Below are 16,081 nucleotides of genomic sequence, written 5' to 3' on the forward strand. Positions count from 1 at the left end.
CCATCGGTCACGCATGCGCGTGCCTCCGATCCCTCATGGGAGGAAACAACGTGAGAACCACACTCGTCCGCCGAGGTGTGGGTGCCGTTCTGCCCCTGGCTCTCGCCGGGGCGATGAGCGTCGCGCTGCTCGCGCAGCCGGCCCAGGCGCAGCCGAACTCCCCCTCGGCCGCCACGGCATCGAACGCGTCCCAGCCGTCCCGCCCCGGCGGCTCGGCCGACCCCGCGCCGCAGGCGCAGCAGTCCCCCACCTCGGACACCGGCCACCAGGCCAAGGACCGGTTGAAGGCGTCCCAGCTCCCGCCGCTGAGCGCCGACAAGTCCCTCCTCAAGGAGGCCTACGGCGAGCACGACGCCCCGCGGAAGCAGGACGCGGGCAAGAAGTCCTCGGCGAAGGCGGCCGCCGCGTGCGACCCGGCCGACTTCACCGGCCGCACCGGAAGCGAACTGGTGCGCTTCATCAAGGCGTCCACCACGGACTGCGTGAACACCTTGTTCAGCCTCACCGGAAGCAACGCCCAACTGGCGTTCCGTGAAGCGCAGATGACGTCCGTGGCCTACGCGCTGCGCGACAACTCCGCCTACTACCCCGGGGACGCGAGCACCGGCACCCCGCAGCTCGTGCTGTACCTCCGCGCCGGGTACTACGTACAGTGGTACAACCCGGACGTCGTCGGACCGTACGGCCCCGCCCTGGGGACCGCCATCCGCTCGGGCCTCGACGCGTTCTTCGCCAGCCCCCGGTCGCGCGACGTCACCGACGCCAACGGCGAGACGCTGTCCGAAGCGGTCATCCTGATCGACAGCGCCGCGGAGAACGCCCGGTACATCTCCGTCGTCAAGCGGATGCTGGCGGACTACGACTCCTCGTGGAACGCGTCCTCGCGGATGCTCGCCGCGGTCAACAACGTGTACACGGTGACCTTCCGGGGCCACCAGGTGCCCGCGTTCGTCAGCGCCGTCGAGTCGGACCCGAGCCTCATCGACTCGCTGCACCGCTTCGCCGCCGACCACCTCTCCCTGCTGGAGGGCGACCAGGCGTACCTGACCTCCAACGCCGGACGTGAACTGGGCCGCTTCCTCCAGCACACGAGCCTGCGGAACAAGGTCCGCCCGCTGGCCACCGCCCTGCTCCGGGACACCTCCATCACCGGCCCCACCGCCCCGCTCTGGGTGGGCATAGCGGAGATGGCCGACTACTACGACAAGGCGAACTGCGCCACGTACGGCGTCTGCGACCTCCAGGAGCGCCTCAAGCGCGAGGTCCTGCCGGTCCGTCACACCTGCAGCCCCAGCATCCGCATCCTGGCCCAGCAGATGACGTCCGCCGAACTGAGCGCCAGCTGTACCAGCCTCATCGAGCAGGACGCCTACTTCCACCGGATCGCCAAGGACAACGGCCCGGTCGCCGACGACAACAACACGGCCATCGAGGTGATCGCCTACGACTCCAGCGCCGACTACCAGACCTACGCCGGCGCGATGTACGGGATCGACACCAACAACGGCGGCATGTACTTGGAGGGCGACCCCGCCGTCGTGGGCAACCAGCCCCGCTTCATCGCCTACGAGGCCGAGTGGCTGCGACCGGACTTCCACATCTGGAACCTCAACCACGAGTACACCCACTACCTCGACGGCCGGTTCACCATGTACGGCGACTTCGCCGCCAACATGACCACCCCCACCATCTGGTGGGTCGAGGGCTTCGCCGAGTACATCTCCTACCACTACCGCCAGGAGCCCTACACCGCGGCGATGACCGAGGCGGGCAAGGGCACCTACGCCCTGTCCACCCTGTTCAGCACCGACTACAGCCACGACACCACCCGGGTGTACCGCTGGGGCTACCTCGCCGTGCGGTACATGCTGGAGAAGCACCCCGCCGACATGGACAAGGTGCTCGCCCACTACCGCGCCGGCGAGTGGAGCGCCGCTCGCACCTACCTCACGAGCACGATCGGCACCCGCTACGACAGCGACTGGAAGACCTGGCTGACGGCCTGCGCCGCCGGTGACTGCGGTGGCGGTGGCCAGCCGGGCAACCAGGCCCCCACCGCCGCGTTCACCGCCGCGGTCGAGGGCCTGACGGTCGCCCTCACCGACCGCTCGACCGACTCCGACGGCACCGTCGCCTCCCGAGCCTGGGACTTCGGCGACGGCACCACCTCCACGCGGACCGACCCCACCAAGACCTACAGCGCCGCGGGCAGCTACACCGTCCGGCTGACCGTGACCGACGACCAGGGCGCCACGGCCACCACCACCCGGGCGGTCGCCGTGACCGGCGGCTCCACTGTCGGCGAGTGCGCCGACCCCGACACCCGCGTCCTGGGCAAGGACTGCCGCCGCAGCAACCTCTCCGCCGCCACCGGCGACTACGCCTACCTCTACCTGTACATCCCGGCCGGCACCAAGCAGCTGAAGATCACCGTCAGCGGCGGTACCGGCGACGCGGACCTCTACTACAGCGCTTCCAACTGGGCCACCACCGGCTCGCACACCAACCGGGCCACCGGGCCCGGCAACTCCCACACCCTGACCATCAGCAACCCGCGTTCCGGCGCCAACTACATCAGCCTCCACGCTGCGTCGGCCTTCGGCGGGGCCACCGTCACCACGAGCTACTGACCCTTCGACCGCACCCCCGGCCGGGGTCGGCGCTTTCAGCGCCGGCCCCGGCTCGGCCGTATCCACCGTGACCCCGGCGGACGGCATTGCGGAGCTCGGCGAAGGGCGTTGTCAGTGGCGGCCCATAGAGTCGAAGACATCGCTCGGGGAGCACCGGGGGAGCACCGGAGAAGGAGTGGGACCATGTCCGCCAACAGGATCCAGCACAAGGTGAATCACGTCGCTCTGGTCGTGGACGCCTCGGGTTCCATGTATCAGCACCAGAGTCAGCTCATCCGCGTCGTCGACGAGTTCGTGGCGGGGCTGAAGGCCGAGTCGGACAGTCTCGGCCATGAGACGCGGATCAGTCTCTACTCCTTCGACCACCGGGTGGAGAACCTGGTCTGGGACATGGACGTGAAGCACCTTCCGTCCATGCGGGGGCTGTACAAGGTCAACAACGGCGCCACTGCTCTCATCGAGGCCTCCCTGAAGTCCCTGGACGACCTGGGGCACATCTGGGAGCAGTACGGCGAGCACAGCTTCCTCCAGATCGTGGTGACGGACGGCGAGGAGAACGCCTCCGGCGGCGACCGGCGGCACGACGGCGACATGAGCATCCTCGGCCCCTGGCTCGACCGGATCACCGCGAAGATGAACGGGCTCCCGGGCCACTGGACCTCCGCGATCCTCGTCCCCAACTCCCTGGCGAAGCGCACCGCCCAGAACTACGGCTTCCCGGCCGGCAACATCGCGATCTGGGACGCGGACTCCCAGAAGGGCGTCGAGGACGCGATCGGCACCGTGCGCGCCGCCGCCACCAGCTTCCTCCGCGGTCGCGAGCAGGGGGTGCGCGGCACGAAGAACCTGTTCGCCGTCGGCCAGGACATATCGGTCGACGACGTGCGGGCCAACCTCGAACCGATCGCGGCAGACAAGTACCGGCTGCTGAAGGTCGACAAGGAGACGGAGATCCGGGCCTTCGTCGACTCGCATCCGGGCGTCACCTACGAACGCGGCTCCTGCTACTACCAGTTGGGCACCCGGGTTCAGGTTCAGCCCGACAAGGAGGTCATCGTGGTCGAGAAGGACACCGACCGCGCCTACACGGGCGAGGCGGCGCGCAACCTCCTGTTCGGCGCCGGTGTCCGCGGGACCGTCTCCGTGAAGGCCGGCAACAACCCGGCGCTGGAGGTGTATGTGCAGAGCCGTTCGGTGAACAGGAAGCTCAAGGCCGATACGCGCCTGCTCATCATGGTCTGAAGCCCGCCCACTGGCTCAGCCCGACGTCGCCGGCGCCGAGGAGTCCATGGCCACCGAGACGGCCAGCAGTCCCAGGGCGGTGCCCATCAGATAACGCTGGGCGCGGAGCCAGGACGGGCGGCGGGCGAGGAAGACGGCGATGGCTCCCGCCGCCAGGACGATGCTCAGGTTGACGGTGAGGGCGACCGCGATCTGGACGGCGCCCAGCAGGAAGCCCTGGAGGAGGACGTTTCCCGCCTCCAGGCTGATGAACTGCGGGATGAGGGAGAGGTACATGATGGCGATCTTCGGGTTGAGCAGATTCGTCATCAGGCCCATGGTGAACAGCTTGCGCGGCGAGTCGTTCGGGAGCTCCTCGGGGGCGAAGACGGAGACGCCCCCGGGCCGCAGGGCGGTCCAGGCCAGATAGGCCAGGTAGGCGGCGCCGGCCAGCTTCACCGCCACGTACAGCTCGGGCACCGCGAGGAAGACCACCGACAGGCCGAGGTTCGTGGCCAGCAGATAGACCAGGAAGCCCACGGCCACACCGCCGAGGGAGACCACTCCCGCCCGACGCCCCTGGGTGATGCTCCGGGAGACGAGATAGATCATGTTCGGGCCCGGGGTGAGCACCATGCCCAGGGCGACCAACGCGACGCCCAGCACCCCGCTCAGCTCAACCATGCCTGTCCGCCGCTCTGTTCATGCCGCAGTTCATGCCCGGGCCTCGTTCCCGCCGGCCGCGTGGCTCGGTGCAATCGGAGTCTAGGTTCGCCGCCGGGCTCGGTTCAATAGAAGGCATTGCACTCGGTGCAATGGTGTGCTTCGATGCCCCTCACCAGGGAGGTGGAGCCCGTGAAGGACTTCCGTTCCGTCGCCGACAGCGTGGCGGCACAGATCGCGGCCGGCCGGCTCAGGGCGGGGGAACGCCTGCCTCCGCAGCGGGAGTTCGCCCGGCGGTACGCCATCGCCAACTCCACCGCCGTCCGCGTCTACCAGGAGCTCGCCCGCCGCGGCCTCACCGTCGGCCAGGTCGGACGCGGCACCTTCGTCACGGACGCGCCCGGCGCGTCCGCCCCCGCACCCGCGCTCTCCGAGCCCGCCGCCAGCCGGGTCGACCTGGAGCTCAACCACCCCGTCGTCCCCGAACAGGCCGGGCTGCTCGCCGCCGGCCTGGAGAAGCTGGTGCGCTCCGACCACCTGGAGTCGGTGCTCCGCCCGGTCGGGCCCGCCGGCACCCCCGTCGCCCGCGAGGCCGCCGCCGCAGTCCTCTCGCGCGGCGGCGGTCGGCCCGACCCGGAACGCGTCCTGTTCGCCGGGAACGGCCGGCAGGCCATCTCCGCCGCCGTCGCCGCACTGACCCGGCCGGGAGCCCGGCTGGGCGTCGAGGAGTTCACCTACCCGGTGCTGAAGGCCATCGCGGCCAGGCTCGGCGTCACCCTCGTCCCTCTGGCCATGGACGCGGACGGGTTGATCCCGGAGGCGGTGGAGGAGGCGCACCGCGCCGATCCGCTCCACGCCGTCTACGTACAGCCGGTCCTTCACAACCCGCTGTCGCTCACCATGCCCGCCCGGCGGCTCGACCACCTGGCCGACGTGCTGCTGACATCGGGGATCCACGCGATCGAGGACGCCGTCTGGGCCTTCCTCCGGGACGACCTGCCGTCCCTCGCCTCGCGGGCGGCCGAGCGGACCGTCCTCGTCGACAGCCTCTCCAAACGGCTGTCCCCGGGGCTGTCCCTCGGGTTCGCCGTGGCCCCCGCCGCGCTGGCGGGACGGGTCGCGGGGGCCCTGCGCTCCGGAGGGTGGACGCCCATGCGGTTCCCCCTGGAGGCGATGGTGCAGTGGCAGGCGGACGGCACCGTCGGCACGCTCGTACGGGCCAAACAGCGGGAGATCGGGGCGCGGCAGGAGATCGCTCACCGACACCTCGGCGACTTCCGCACACGCGGCGACCCGTTCTCGTGCTACCGCTGGTGGGAACTGCCCGGCCCCTGGCGCACCGACACCTTCGTCGCCGCGGCGGCCCGGCACGGCATCGCGGTGACCCCGGCCGCCGCGTTCTCCGTGGGCCGCCACCGGGGCCCGCACGCGATCCGCCTCGGCCTGGCGTCCCCCACCCGGGAGGTCCTCTCCCGGGCCCTCGCGACTCTCGCCGACCTCGCCCGGTCCACGCCGGACGACCTTGCGGGGGACTGAGAGCTCAGGTGGCGAAGCCGTGGTGGAACCGCACGGCTTCGCCAAGAGCCGCGCGGGCTCCCTCGAAGTCGGCGAGCCGGGCGGCGGCCGTGGCCACCGCGAGCCGCTCGGGCAGGGCTGCCGAGAACGGGAGACCGTGTACGGCGCGACGGTCCACATCCGGAAGAACGAGGGCAGGACTGCCGTTCGCAGCCTCACGGCTCTCCCGCCACATGTCGGGCGTCAGGTCTTCACGCAGGCGCACGTAGCAGTCGGTGGGCCGTTGCACGGGATCAGCGACGGACGGCGGCGTCGCCGACAAGGTCGCGTTCGCACGGTTACCGGCCCAGGTCCACCACCGGAGGTCCGAGCCATGACGGCTCACCAGGGACCGCGTGGGGTGCACGAGTTCACGAGCCTCGTCCTCCCGCCACCCGGCCAGGCGGACCTCGACCCGACGGGTGAGGGGCACCCACGAACTCCTCTGCCTTCAGGGTGCCCGGCCACCGCGCTGCGCGCTCTCGTCGAGGAGCTGGTCGAGGTCCTTCAGCCGGTCCAGGCCCTTGACCGCCCTCGCCATCCGGTGGTTGGCGCTCAGGGCCGTCCGGTGGCGGTGCAGGAAGGCCCAGTAGCCCGCCGTGTACGGGCAGGCGCGCTCGCCGGTACGGTCGGTGGGCCGGTAGGCGCAGGGGGCGCACAGGTCGCTCATCTTGTTGATGTAGGCGCCGCCGGAGGTGTACGGCTTGGTCGTCATCCGGCCGCCGTCCGCGTACTGCGACATGCCGACGACGTTGGGGAGCATCACCCAGTCGTAGCCGTCAACGAAGCAGCGGTGGAACCAGTCGGTGACCGCGGCCGGGTTCCAGCCGTCCTGCAGCGCACGGCTCCCCAGCACCATCAGGCGGGGGATGTGGTGGGTCCAGCCGGTGTCCCGGACCTGGGCCAGCGTGGTCGACAGGCAGTTCGCGGTGACCGCATCCGCGTCCAGGTCGAGGAACCAGTCGGGCAGCGGAGCGGTGTGGCGCAGCGCGTTGCGGTTCCGGTAGTCCTCTCCGAAGTGCCAGTACAGCTGCCACACGTACTCCCGCCAGCCGGCGATCTGCCGGACGAAGCCCTCCACGCTGTTCAGCGGCGCCTCGCCCGCGCGCCACGCCCTCTCGGCCCGCTCGACGCATTCGGCGGGGTCCAGGAGACCCAGGTTGAGCGGCACCGACAACAGGCTGTGGCTCATCACGGGGTCGGCCGCGAGCATCGCGTCCTCGTAGCGGCCGAAGTCGCCGAGGCGGTGCGAGACGAAGCGCCGGAGCGCGGCCAGCGCCTCCCGCCGGGTGACGGGAAAGCGGCGCGGACCGTCGCGGCCGACGAACGAGACCTCCCCGTCACGCTCCCAGCGGTCGAGGTCGTGGCGGACCTCGTCGTCGATCTCGTCCTCGGCCGGGCTGTACGGAGCGGGTGCCTCCAGGGTCGGACGACCCCGGGGCGGAGGCTCGCGGTTGTCGTGGTCGAGGTTCCACGTTCCCCCGGCCGGCTCGTCGCCGTCCATGAGCAGCTCGTGCCGCCGGCGGACCCACCGGTAGAAGCCCTCCATCCGCAGGCGGTCGCCCTTGTGCTCCCTCGCCCACACCCCGAACTCCGCCCGCGGCAGCAGGAAGCCCCGGGCCGCCAGGACGTCGACCTCGTCCCGGGCGGTCACGAAGTCCAGCGCGGCGCGGGAGGTCGGGTGGCAGACCGTCAGGCGATGTCCTCCAACCCCGGCTCCCGCCTCCGCCAGCCCCTCCGCGTACGTCTGGGCCCGTACGTAGTGGACGCGGTCGCCCAGTTCGTCCGCCCGGTGCCGCATCGCCGAGAGGACGAGATGGGCCTTGGCCCGGTGGAACCGGCGTCGGCGCAGCACGGACCGGGACTCGATCATCAGAACGGGGGAGTGTGCGTCCGGTCCGCCGTGGCGGGGATCCAGGAAGTGGGGGCCGAGCTGGTCCCCGAAGAGCCAGTGGGTGCGTGGTGCCATGAGGTGCGTCTGTCCTGCCGTCGGGTACCCCCGCACCACGCTAGGGACGGCCGACGAGGCCCCGGCGACGCCACGCCGGGCCCCGGCCGGCGAGGGGCACGCGGGCCGGTGACGGCGAGGCGCCCGGCCGACGGCGGTCAGTGGCGGTGCGGCCCTGGGCCGGAACCCTGCCTCCCGTGCGGGTGGGCCATGAAGTCCCGGCCTTGGCTCCGCATCTGCTGGGCCCGCAGCCGGGCCTCCTGCTCGATCAGCAACCCGTCCGCGTTCTCGGTGGACCCGCGACGCCCGCGCCGGACCAGCACCACGGCACACCACACGGCTGCCCCGCCGATCCCTGCCGTCAACGCGACGAACGCCCCCACGAAGCCCTGCTTCCCTTGGCTTCGGCCAAGCCGGTGACGTCATTCTTCTCGTCCCGGCCCCCTCTCCGCAAGGTCGCCCTCCGGTTGACTTCATACCCCTAGGGGGTATCTTTGGGTGTGGTCGCGACCCGGCGGCCTCGACGAGGAGTGGGTCATGCACACCGGTCTCAAGATCTCGGCCTTCGCCGTAGGGCTCGCGGCGGCCTTCGGGTCGGCGTACGCGGTGGGTGGCGCCCTGGATCCCGCCATCGCCGCGAAGGACGGGCCCCAGCAGGACGGTCACGGCGCGAAGGACCATCCGGCAGCGGAGGGGGCGGGGGAGAAGCGTGCGGGGGAGACCCCGGAGCTTCCCGGCGGTCTGCAGGTCTCCGAGGGGGGCTACGCCCTCGACCTCAGGACCCCGCGCGTCGAGGCGGGCGAACCCGCCGAGCTGCGGTTCGCGGTCGTGGACGAGGACACCTCCCGGAACGTGACCGCGTTCCGCACCGACCACGGCAAGGAACTGCACCTGATCGTGGCGTCGAGCGACCTCACCACCTACCGGCACCTGCACCCCGTGCGGGCCGCCGACGGCACCTGGTCCACCCCCGTCGAGCTCCCCGACGCCGGCGGCTACCGGGTCTTCGCCGACTTCACCCCGGACGTGAAGAACGCCGAGGCCCTCACCCTGGGCGCGGACCTCGCCGTTTCCGGCGACGCGAGCCCCGAGCCGCTGCCGCGCGAGGAGAGGACCGTGACCGTCGACGGATACGAGGTGACGCTCGACGGGGCGCTGCGCCCCGGGGCCGGCGGGGAGCTCAAGCTGGAGGTCGAGAAGGACGGCAGGCCGGTCACCGACCTCCAGCCCTACCTCGGCGCGTACGGCCACCTCGTCGCACTGCGCGCCGGGGACCTCGCGTACCTCCACGTCCACCCGAACGGCGAACCGGGCGACGGGCGAACGAAGCCGGGCCCGGAGGTCTCCTTCACCGCGACGGCTCCCAGCAAGGGGGCCTACCGCCTCTTCCTCGACTTCCGGCACGAGGGGAAGGTCCGTACGGCCGCCTTCACCGTGCACGCCGGGGGAGCGGCGCCCGAGAAGTCCGCGCCGGAGGAAGGGGAATCCGCCGGTCACGGGCACTGAACGGTCCGCCGCGGTGTCGGTTCCCGCGTCGGTTCACGTCGAGGATCCTGCCCGCCGGCCGGGTCAGGGCCCGCCGCTCGGCGGCCGTCAGCGCGCCGAAGGCCCGGTCCGGCAGCCGTGGCCCCCGCCCTCCGCCTCCGCAGGCGCCGCTCCGGCCTCCGGGGTTCGTCGATCGAGCGGACCACCGGCGTCGTCGCCCGGTACATCGCGATGCCGGGGCGTTTCTGCGCCGGCTCGCAGAAGTGCCGGTCGCGGTCACCGGTCTCCGGCTCGCGGCTGGGCGGGGTGGGCGAGGTGGGCGGGGAAGGCCGGGTGGCGGTCATGGCTGCTCCTCCTGCGGTCCAGCAGATGGTCGCTGCTACGTTCACCAGGAATCATCGGCCGGCGGACCGTTGCCCGCCGGATCGGATCGATGGGCGGAGCGAAGGATGTCGGACCCACAGGTGACCGTGAGCGGGACCGCCCCGAGCGCCGCCGTGGCGCGGCTCCTTCCCGGGGACCCACGGCTGTCCTTCGACGGGATCGCCGGCTGGGACCGCAGTGACGGCGCCGGGTTGCCGCTGCCGCTGCGGATGCCGGTGGACCGGCTCGACACCGCGATGTCGCCCATCCTCTGCCGGCTGGCCCGCACCACCGCCGGGGTCCGCTTCGCCGTCCGCACGGACGCCTCCGAGCTGGAGCTGGAGGCGGAGCTGGAGGCGGACCCCGGCGGCTCCCCGCTGGACGTCCGGGTCGACGGCGTCCTGGCCCACCGCTGGACCGGCGGCCCCGGCCGCCACCGCATGGCCTTCCCGCTGCCCGGAACGGACGGCGGCCCCGCCGAGGTGGAGGTCTGGCTCCCGCATCTGAGCGTCACCCGGATCGGGGCGGTGACCCTGCGCGGCCACCGGCACCTGCTCGCGGCGCGGCGCACGGGCCGCCGCCTCCTGGTCCACGGAAGCTCGCTCACCCACTGCGTGTTCGCCGCCGGGCCCTCCGAGACCTGGCCCGCCCTGGTCGCGGCGGAGCGCGGCTGGCGGCTGCGCAACCTCGGGTTCGCCGGAGAGTCGTACCTCGATCAGGCGGTGGCCCGCACGATCCGGGACACCCCGGCGGACCTGATCACCCTGGAGCTCGGCATCAACGCCTACATCGGGGGCGCGTTCACCGCACGGAGCTGGGGGCCGGCCGTCTGCGGGTTCCTGGAGACCATCCGCGACGGCCACCCGCACACCCCCGTCGTGGTGCTCACCCCGCTCTCCTCGCCCGAGCGTGAACGGGCCGTCAACAGCGCCGGACTGACGCTGGAGACCGCCCGGTCCCTGACCGCCGAGGCGGTGCGGGTCCTGCAACGGCTGGGCGACCGCGCCCTGAGCCTGGTGGACGGGCTCGCCGTCGCGCCCGTCGCGGACGCCCGAAGGCTCTACGCCGACGGCCTCCACCCCACGGCCGAAGGAGAACATGTGCTCGCGGACCGTATCGGCGCGGAGCTCGCAAGGATCCCCCAGGCCTCGGAGGCAGGACCCGGGGCCGATGAGGGCGACGCGGCGGCCGACATGAACGACCCCTCAGCCGGGCCCGGCTGAGGAGTCGGCGCCCCGGGCCGGTCGGCCCGCTGCCAGGCGTCCCGGTGTGCGATCCGCTCCGCCGCGACCCGCGGTCCTGGCCGGCTGTCACCGTCTGCCGTTCAACCACCTCGGGCAGGATCGAATGCTGCGCGCTTGTGTCGCGCGATGCGGAAGGGGGGGCGTGTTGGAGGCGCCGAACCCTCTGGCTTAGGCTTACCTAACCTTCACTGCTCGGCCAACCTGAGGACCCTCCATGCTCGGCTTCACCCGCGTGCGCCGCCACACCCTCGCCGCCACGGCCACCACCGTGGCCCTCGCCGTAGCCCTGGTCGGCTGCTCCTCGGACGGCGACAGCGGCAAGGACGGGGCCAAGGGCTCGGCGAAGAGCGACGGCGCCTTCCCCGTCTCGATCAAAAGCTCGCTCGGCACCGCGAAGATCGAGGAGAAGCCCGAGCGCATCGTCACCCTCGGCCAGGGCTCCGCCGAGACCGCGATAGCCCTCGGCCAGACCCCGGTCGGCATCGAGAGCTACCCCTGGGGCAGCGACAAGTCCGGCTACCTCCCGTGGATCAACGAGGCGGTCAAGAAGTCCGGCGACAAGCTGCCCAAGCAGTTCACCGGCGGCGAGGAGATCGACTTCGAGGCGATCACCGAGCTGGAGCCGGACGTCATCCTCGCCCCCTGGTCGGGCATCACGCAGAAGCAGTACGACGTCCTCAAGGACATCGCCCCCACGGTCGCCTACCCCGACCAGGCGTGGAGCACCGACTGGGACCAGCAGATCGACATCATCGGCAAGGCGCTCGGCCGGACCGAGGACACGGACGGTCTCAAGACGAAGATCGAGAAGCAGCTCGCCGACGCCGCGGCCACCCGGCCGAACTACAAGGACGTCACCTTCTCGTACATCTACAACTCCGGCCCCGGCACCCTCGGTGTCTTCAAGCCCGAGGAGCAGCGGGTCGCGATGGTCTCCTCGCTCGGCCTGAAGATCGACCCGGTCGTCAACGGCTTCAAGGAGACCCCCGGCACCGACTCGGCGCTCATCGGCCTGGAGAACGCCGAGAAGCTCAAGGACAGCGACCTGATCTTCACGTTCTACACGGACGAGAAGAACCGCGAGGAGATCGAGGGCCAGAAGCTGTACGGCGCGATCCCCGCGATCAAGAAGGGCGCCGTCGTCGCGAGTGACGACAACTCCTTCGTCACCGCCTCCTCGATCATCAACCCGCTGACCGTGCCCTGGACGATCGAGCGCTACCTGCCGATCATCGACAAGGCCGTCAAGGCCGCCGGCAAGTAACCCGGCCGGGTATCCGAAGGACCAGGGCCACCAGGCACACTCCACTCCCATGGCAACCACCACGGTCGCACCGCCGAGCGGCGCCGGTACCTCCCGTACCGGCGCCGCTCGGACGGCGTTCCTCCTGCTCCTCGGCCTGGCCGCGCTGGCTCTCGCGCTCTGCGCGAGCGTCATGTTCGGCAGTCGCAGCACCTCGTTCGGTGATGTGGTCGATGTCCTCGGGGGCAACGCCGACCCCAACATCACCGTCATCATCGAGAGCCGCTACCCGCGGACCGTCCTCGGCGTCCTCGCCGGACTCTGCCTCGCGGTCGCGGGCACCCTCATGCAGGGCGTCTCGCGCAACCCGCTGGCCGAACCGGGCCTCCTCGGCATCAACGCCGGCGCCTCCGCGACCGTCGTCGCCGCGACCGCCTGGCTCGGGGCCTCCGGCGCCACCGACACCATGTGGTGGGCGCTGCCCGGAGCGCTGGTCGCCGGCGTCCTCGTCCATGTCATCGGATCCGCCGGTACGGGGACGAGCGTGGTGCGCCTGGTGCTCGCCGGAGCCGTGCTCACCGCCGTACTGATGGCGTTCATCCAGGCGGTGACCCTCAGCAGACCGCAGGTGTTCGACAGCTACCGCTACTGGGTCGTCGGAGCGCTCGGCGGCCGGGACCTGGACGTCTTCTGGTCCGTCCTGCCCTTCGCCGCCGTCGGCTTCCTGCTCGCCCTCGCCCTCGGCCCCGGCCTCAACGCCCTGGCCCTGGGCGACGCGACCGCCGTCGCCCTCGGCTCGCACCCCGGGCGCACCCGGGGCGGCGGACTGCTCGCCGCCACGCTGCTCAGCGCCGCCGCGACGGCCGCCGTCGGCCCGATCGCCTTCGTCGGCCTCGCCGTCCCGCACGTCGTACGGGCCCTGGTCGGCGTCGACTTCCGCGTCCAGGTCCTCTTCTCCGCCCTGCTGGGCCCCACCCTCCTGCTCCTCGCGGACGTGGTGGGCCGGGTCATCATGCGCCCCACCGAACTCATGGTCGGCGTCGTCACCGCCTTCATCGGCGCGCCCGCTTTGCTCATCGCCGTACGCAGGATGCGGGGCACCTCATGACCGTCACCGACCGAACCGCCCCCGCCCCCGCCCGCAAGGCCCCCCGGGGCTATCTGGTCGTCGGCCGCACCGTGGCGATACCCATGCGCCGGGCCTCCGTGCTCGCGGGTGCCGGTCTCTTCGTCCTCCTCCTCGCCGCCGCCGTCACGACGCTGACCTGGGGACGCCTCGGCATCGACCTCGCCGACCTCCCCGCCGCGCTGCTCGGCGACGCCGAGGGCAAGGACCGCTTCGTCTTCAACCGGCTGCGCGGCCCCCGCCTCACCGTCGCCATCGGGGTCGGCGCGGCGCTCGGCCTCTCCGGCGCGCTGTTCCAGTCGGTCACCCGTAACCCGCTCGGCAGCCCGGACGTCATCGGGCTCTCCGCCGGCGCCGGCGCCGGCGCCGCCATCTGCGCCCTGATGTTCCCCGACACGGTCCCCGTCCCCGTCGGTGCGCTCATCGGCGCGGTGGTGGCGATGGCCGTCGTGTACGCCTCCACCGGCACCGGCTTCCGCAACCCCGCCCGGCTCGTCATCGCCGGGATCGGGGTGGCCGCGATGGGCGCTGCCGTCACCCAGTACGTCGTCTACGCCCTGGAGCGCGACAAGGCCTCTGTTCTCACCGCCTACGTCAACGGCAGCCTGACGGCCCGCTCCTGGACCGACGCCACCACCGTGTGGCTGGTCCTGCTCGCCACCGCGCCGCTGACCGCGCTGATCTCCCGGCGGCTCGACATCGGCGAGATGGGCGACGACATCGCCGAGGGGCTCGGCTCCGAGCCGAAGAAGGCCAAGACCCTCGCCGTGGTCCTGGCCATCGCCCTCTCGGCCGCCGCGGTCAGCGTCTCGGGACCCATCGCCTTCATCGCCCTGACCGCTCCCCAGATCGCCAAGCGCCTCACCCGCGTCTCCGGTCCTCACCTGCTGCTCTCCGCCCTCACCGGCGGTCTGCTGCTGGTGCTCGCGGACCTCTGCTCCCAGCAACTGGCGCTCTTCGACGATCTGCCGGTCGGGATCTACACCATGGCGATCGGCGGCGCGTACCTCGGCTGTCTGCTGGTACGGGAGTGGCGCAAGGGCGTGCTCTGAGACTGGGGCAGGCTCCGGCTGCCCGGATCGTCAGGGATCCGCCCGGTCCAGCCCCGGGAACGCCTCAAGGGCCCCACGGGGCGTCCGTGAACCCGGTCAGTGGCCCGCGCCGGGCCGGTTCCGCAGAGGGCCGAACGGGGGCCGGGAGCGGCGCCGGGGCGGTGACGACTGGTCACGTACAGGTTCGTCGACCATACTGCCCGCCGTGGAGCAGAGCATAGATTCGAACAAGAAGCCCGAGTTCGCCGCAGGCACCGACCCGGCGTTCATCCCCCTGCCCGGACTCGCGGCGCCCGTCGCGACCCGGAAGCCCGAACCGGAATCGGAGGCCGGTCCGAAGGACGCTGCTCCGGAGTCGGAGCGTGAACGCGACGACGAGCCCGAAGCGGCGACCGGGGAGGCCGGTGCCGGCAAGGAACCGGAATCGGCGAGGGGCGACGCCGAGGCGGTGGGCGAGGCCGAGGGCGCGGACGTCGCGGAGGGTCCCGTATTCGAGGTCAGCGACCGGCGTGGTTCGATCCGGGTCGCCCGGGAAGGCGTCCGGTTCCGGCTGGACGACCAGGAGGCCGAGTTCGGCTGGGACGAGATCGGCGCCGTGGAGACCACCCCGGCCCGCTTCGGCCGCAGGTTCACGGTGACCGTTCACCTGTCGACCCGCCGGTGGTTCAACGCCGAGGTCGAGGCGGAGAGCCGCGGACAGCTCAAGGGCTGGCCGGCCGAGCTGGACACCGTCCTGGACGCCTACTTCGAGGAGTCCTGAACGGTCGGCCATGAGGCACCCCCGGCGGCGGGGGTGTCGTCCATGGGGCCGAGGGCCGGACGGCGGTTCCGGCCGGGCCGCGCGGTGCTGAACCGCGCGGTGCCGCCTCGTGCCGTGCCCTGCCGTCAGGGCCGCTCGCGGTTGCGGCCCCGCACGCGCATCACGACGTAACCGCCCAGGGCGACGGCGGCCAGCGCCAGCACGACCTTGGACGCGACGCCGACGTACGTCCCGACCACGTCCCACTGGTCGCCGAGCCAGTATCCGGCCATCACCAGCACGGTGTTCCACACCAGGCTGCCAGCCGTCGTCAGCGCGACGAACACCGGCAGCGGCATGCGCTCCACGCCCGCGGGCACCGAGATCAGGCTCCGGAAAACCGGCACCATGCGGCCCAGCAGGACCGCCTTGGTGCCGTGCCGGGCGAACCACTCCTCCGTCCGCACCAGGTCGGAGGTCTTGACCAGCGGCAGCTTCGCCCACCAGGCGTGCACCCGTTCCCGGCCGAACAGGGCTCCGATGCTGTACAGGGCCACCGCCCCGACGACCGAGCCGAGCGTCGTCCAGAACAGGGCCGAGGCGATGCTGAGCACGCCTCGCGAGGCGGCGAACCCGGTCAACGGCAGGATGACCTCGCTGGGCAGCGGGGGGAACACGTTCTCCAGTGCGATGGCCGCACCCGCGCCGGGACCACCGAGCGTCTCGACCAGCCCGGCGGCCCAGTCGGCGACGCCTCCCTGCGGCTCGGAGGCGGCCGACAGCTCTCGGGGGTCCGACAGGGTCAGATGCATG

The 16,081-nt window shown here is 71.8% G+C and carries 14 protein-coding genes; 9 read left to right on the forward strand and 5 right to left on the reverse strand.

Translation table 11 applies throughout. The features are described 5' to 3' along the window. Positions 1–77: 77 nt before the first annotated feature. Together IG90_RS0104005 and IG90_RS0104010 are read left to right on the forward strand one after the other, a co-directional pair. The gene (locus IG90_RS0104005) at positions 78–2,630 is read left to right on the forward strand and encodes a collagenase (protein ID WP_078585174.1); all 2,553 of its coding nucleotides are present in this window, start codon (positions 78–80) and stop codon (positions 2,628–2,630) included. Between the two features lie 183 nt (positions 2,631–2,813). Then, positions 2,814–3,872 carry a vWA domain-containing protein gene (locus IG90_RS0104010; RefSeq protein WP_030577565.1) on the forward strand — a complete coding sequence of 353 codons (1,059 nt, stop codon included), beginning with the start codon at positions 2,814–2,816 and terminating at the stop codon, positions 3,870–3,872. Positions 3,873–3,887: 15 nt separating this feature from the next. Here IG90_RS0104010 and IG90_RS0104015 read toward each other — a convergent pair whose 3' ends face one another. Next, positions 3,888–4,535: a LysE family translocator gene (locus IG90_RS0104015; protein ID WP_030577568.1), complete on the reverse strand. Its 648-nt coding sequence runs from the start codon at positions 4,533–4,535 to the stop codon at positions 3,888–3,890. A 171-nt stretch (positions 4,536–4,706) separates the two neighbouring features. Between IG90_RS0104015 and IG90_RS0104020 the strand changes: the two genes are divergently transcribed. Further along, positions 4,707–6,050 (forward strand): aminotransferase-like domain-containing protein, encoded by a 1,344-nt coding sequence (locus tag IG90_RS0104020; protein ID WP_030577571.1) that lies wholly within the window; start codon positions 4,707–4,709, stop codon positions 6,048–6,050. 4 nt (positions 6,051–6,054) lie between these two features. On the opposite strand, the gene IG90_RS0104025 is transcribed toward IG90_RS0104020, so the two are convergent. The 3 genes from IG90_RS0104025 to IG90_RS0104035 form a co-directional block, all read right to left on the reverse strand. After that, on the reverse strand, positions 6,055–6,501 hold the full coding sequence (locus tag IG90_RS0104025) for a hypothetical protein (RefSeq protein ID WP_030577574.1): 447 nt from the start codon (positions 6,499–6,501) through the stop codon (positions 6,055–6,057). Between the two features lie 18 nt (positions 6,502–6,519). Beyond that, the gene (locus IG90_RS0104030; protein ID WP_030577578.1) at positions 6,520–8,037 is read right to left on the reverse strand and encodes a cryptochrome/photolyase family protein; all 1,518 of its coding nucleotides are present in this window, start codon (positions 8,035–8,037) and stop codon (positions 6,520–6,522) included. Between the two features lie 137 nt (positions 8,038–8,174). Further along, on the reverse strand, positions 8,175–8,399 hold the full coding sequence (locus IG90_RS0104035) for a hypothetical protein (RefSeq protein WP_030577581.1): 225 nt from the start codon (positions 8,397–8,399) through the stop codon (positions 8,175–8,177). A gap of 154 nt (positions 8,400–8,553) precedes the next feature. On the opposite strand from IG90_RS0104035, the gene IG90_RS0104040 reads away from it, so the two are divergent. The 6 genes from IG90_RS0104040 (at position 8,554) to IG90_RS0104065 (ending at position 15,289) form a co-directional block, all read left to right on the forward strand. After that, a complete protein-coding gene (locus IG90_RS0104040; protein ID WP_030577584.1) occupies positions 8,554–9,522 on the forward strand; it encodes a hypothetical protein in 969 nt (322 codons plus the stop codon). A gap of 428 nt (positions 9,523–9,950) precedes the next feature. After that, positions 9,951–11,087, forward strand: coding sequence for a GDSL-type esterase/lipase family protein (locus IG90_RS0104045; protein WP_078585175.1), 1,137 nt, complete (start codon positions 9,951–9,953; stop codon positions 11,085–11,087). 235 nt (positions 11,088–11,322) lie between these two features. Further along, positions 11,323–12,372 carry an iron-siderophore ABC transporter substrate-binding protein gene (locus IG90_RS0104050; protein ID WP_030577597.1) on the forward strand — a complete coding sequence of 350 codons (1,050 nt, stop codon included), beginning with the start codon at positions 11,323–11,325 and terminating at the stop codon, positions 12,370–12,372. A 49-nt stretch (positions 12,373–12,421) separates the two neighbouring features. Continuing rightward, complete coding sequence (locus tag IG90_RS0104055; protein WP_030577599.1) at positions 12,422–13,459, forward strand: FecCD family ABC transporter permease; 1,038 nt, start codon at positions 12,422–12,424, stop codon at positions 13,457–13,459. Next, entirely contained in the window at positions 13,456–14,529 is a 1,074-nt protein-coding gene (locus tag IG90_RS0104060; protein WP_030577602.1) for a FecCD family ABC transporter permease, read from the forward strand. The genes IG90_RS0104055 and IG90_RS0104060 overlap by 4 nt, the downstream gene beginning before the upstream one ends. A gap of 205 nt (positions 14,530–14,734) precedes the next feature. Further along, a complete protein-coding gene (locus IG90_RS0104065; RefSeq protein ID WP_030577605.1) occupies positions 14,735–15,289 on the forward strand; it encodes a hypothetical protein in 555 nt (184 codons plus the stop codon). Positions 15,290–15,414: 125 nt separating this feature from the next. Here the strand turns inward: IG90_RS0104065 and IG90_RS0104070 are convergent, their stop codons facing one another. Next, complete coding sequence (locus IG90_RS0104070) at positions 15,415–16,080, reverse strand: DedA family protein (protein ID WP_030577607.1); 666 nt, start codon at positions 16,078–16,080, stop codon at positions 15,415–15,417. Between the last annotated feature and the right edge of the window lies 1 nt (position 16,081).

The organism is Streptomyces anulatus (assembly GCF_000721175.1).
In the GTDB taxonomy this organism is placed as follows: Bacteria; Actinomycetota; Actinomycetes; order Streptomycetales; family Streptomycetaceae; genus Streptomyces; species Streptomyces anulatus_C.

Coding starts and splice junctions, on each gene's coding strand:
- IG90_RS0104070 (WP_030577607.1), bottom strand. CDS start 16,080: ATGCATCTGACCCTGTCGGACCCCCGAGAGCTGTCGGCCGCCTCCGAG.
- IG90_RS0104045 (WP_078585175.1), top strand. CDS start 9,951: ATGTCGGACCCACAGGTGACCGTGAGCGGGACCGCCCCGAGCGCCGCC.
- IG90_RS0104060 (WP_030577602.1), top strand. CDS start 13,456: ATGACCGTCACCGACCGAACCGCCCCCGCCCCCGCCCGCAAGGCCCCC.
- IG90_RS0104010 (WP_030577565.1), top strand. CDS start 2,814: ATGTCCGCCAACAGGATCCAGCACAAGGTGAATCACGTCGCTCTGGTC.
- IG90_RS0104055 (WP_030577599.1), top strand. CDS start 12,422: ATGGCAACCACCACGGTCGCACCGCCGAGCGGCGCCGGTACCTCCCGT.
- IG90_RS0104040 (WP_030577584.1), top strand. CDS start 8,554: ATGCACACCGGTCTCAAGATCTCGGCCTTCGCCGTAGGGCTCGCGGCG.
- IG90_RS0104015 (WP_030577568.1), bottom strand. CDS start 4,535: ATGGTTGAGCTGAGCGGGGTGCTGGGCGTCGCGTTGGTCGCCCTGGGC.
- IG90_RS0104050 (WP_030577597.1), top strand. CDS start 11,323: ATGCTCGGCTTCACCCGCGTGCGCCGCCACACCCTCGCCGCCACGGCC.
- IG90_RS0104030 (WP_030577578.1), bottom strand. CDS start 8,037: ATGGCACCACGCACCCACTGGCTCTTCGGGGACCAGCTCGGCCCCCAC.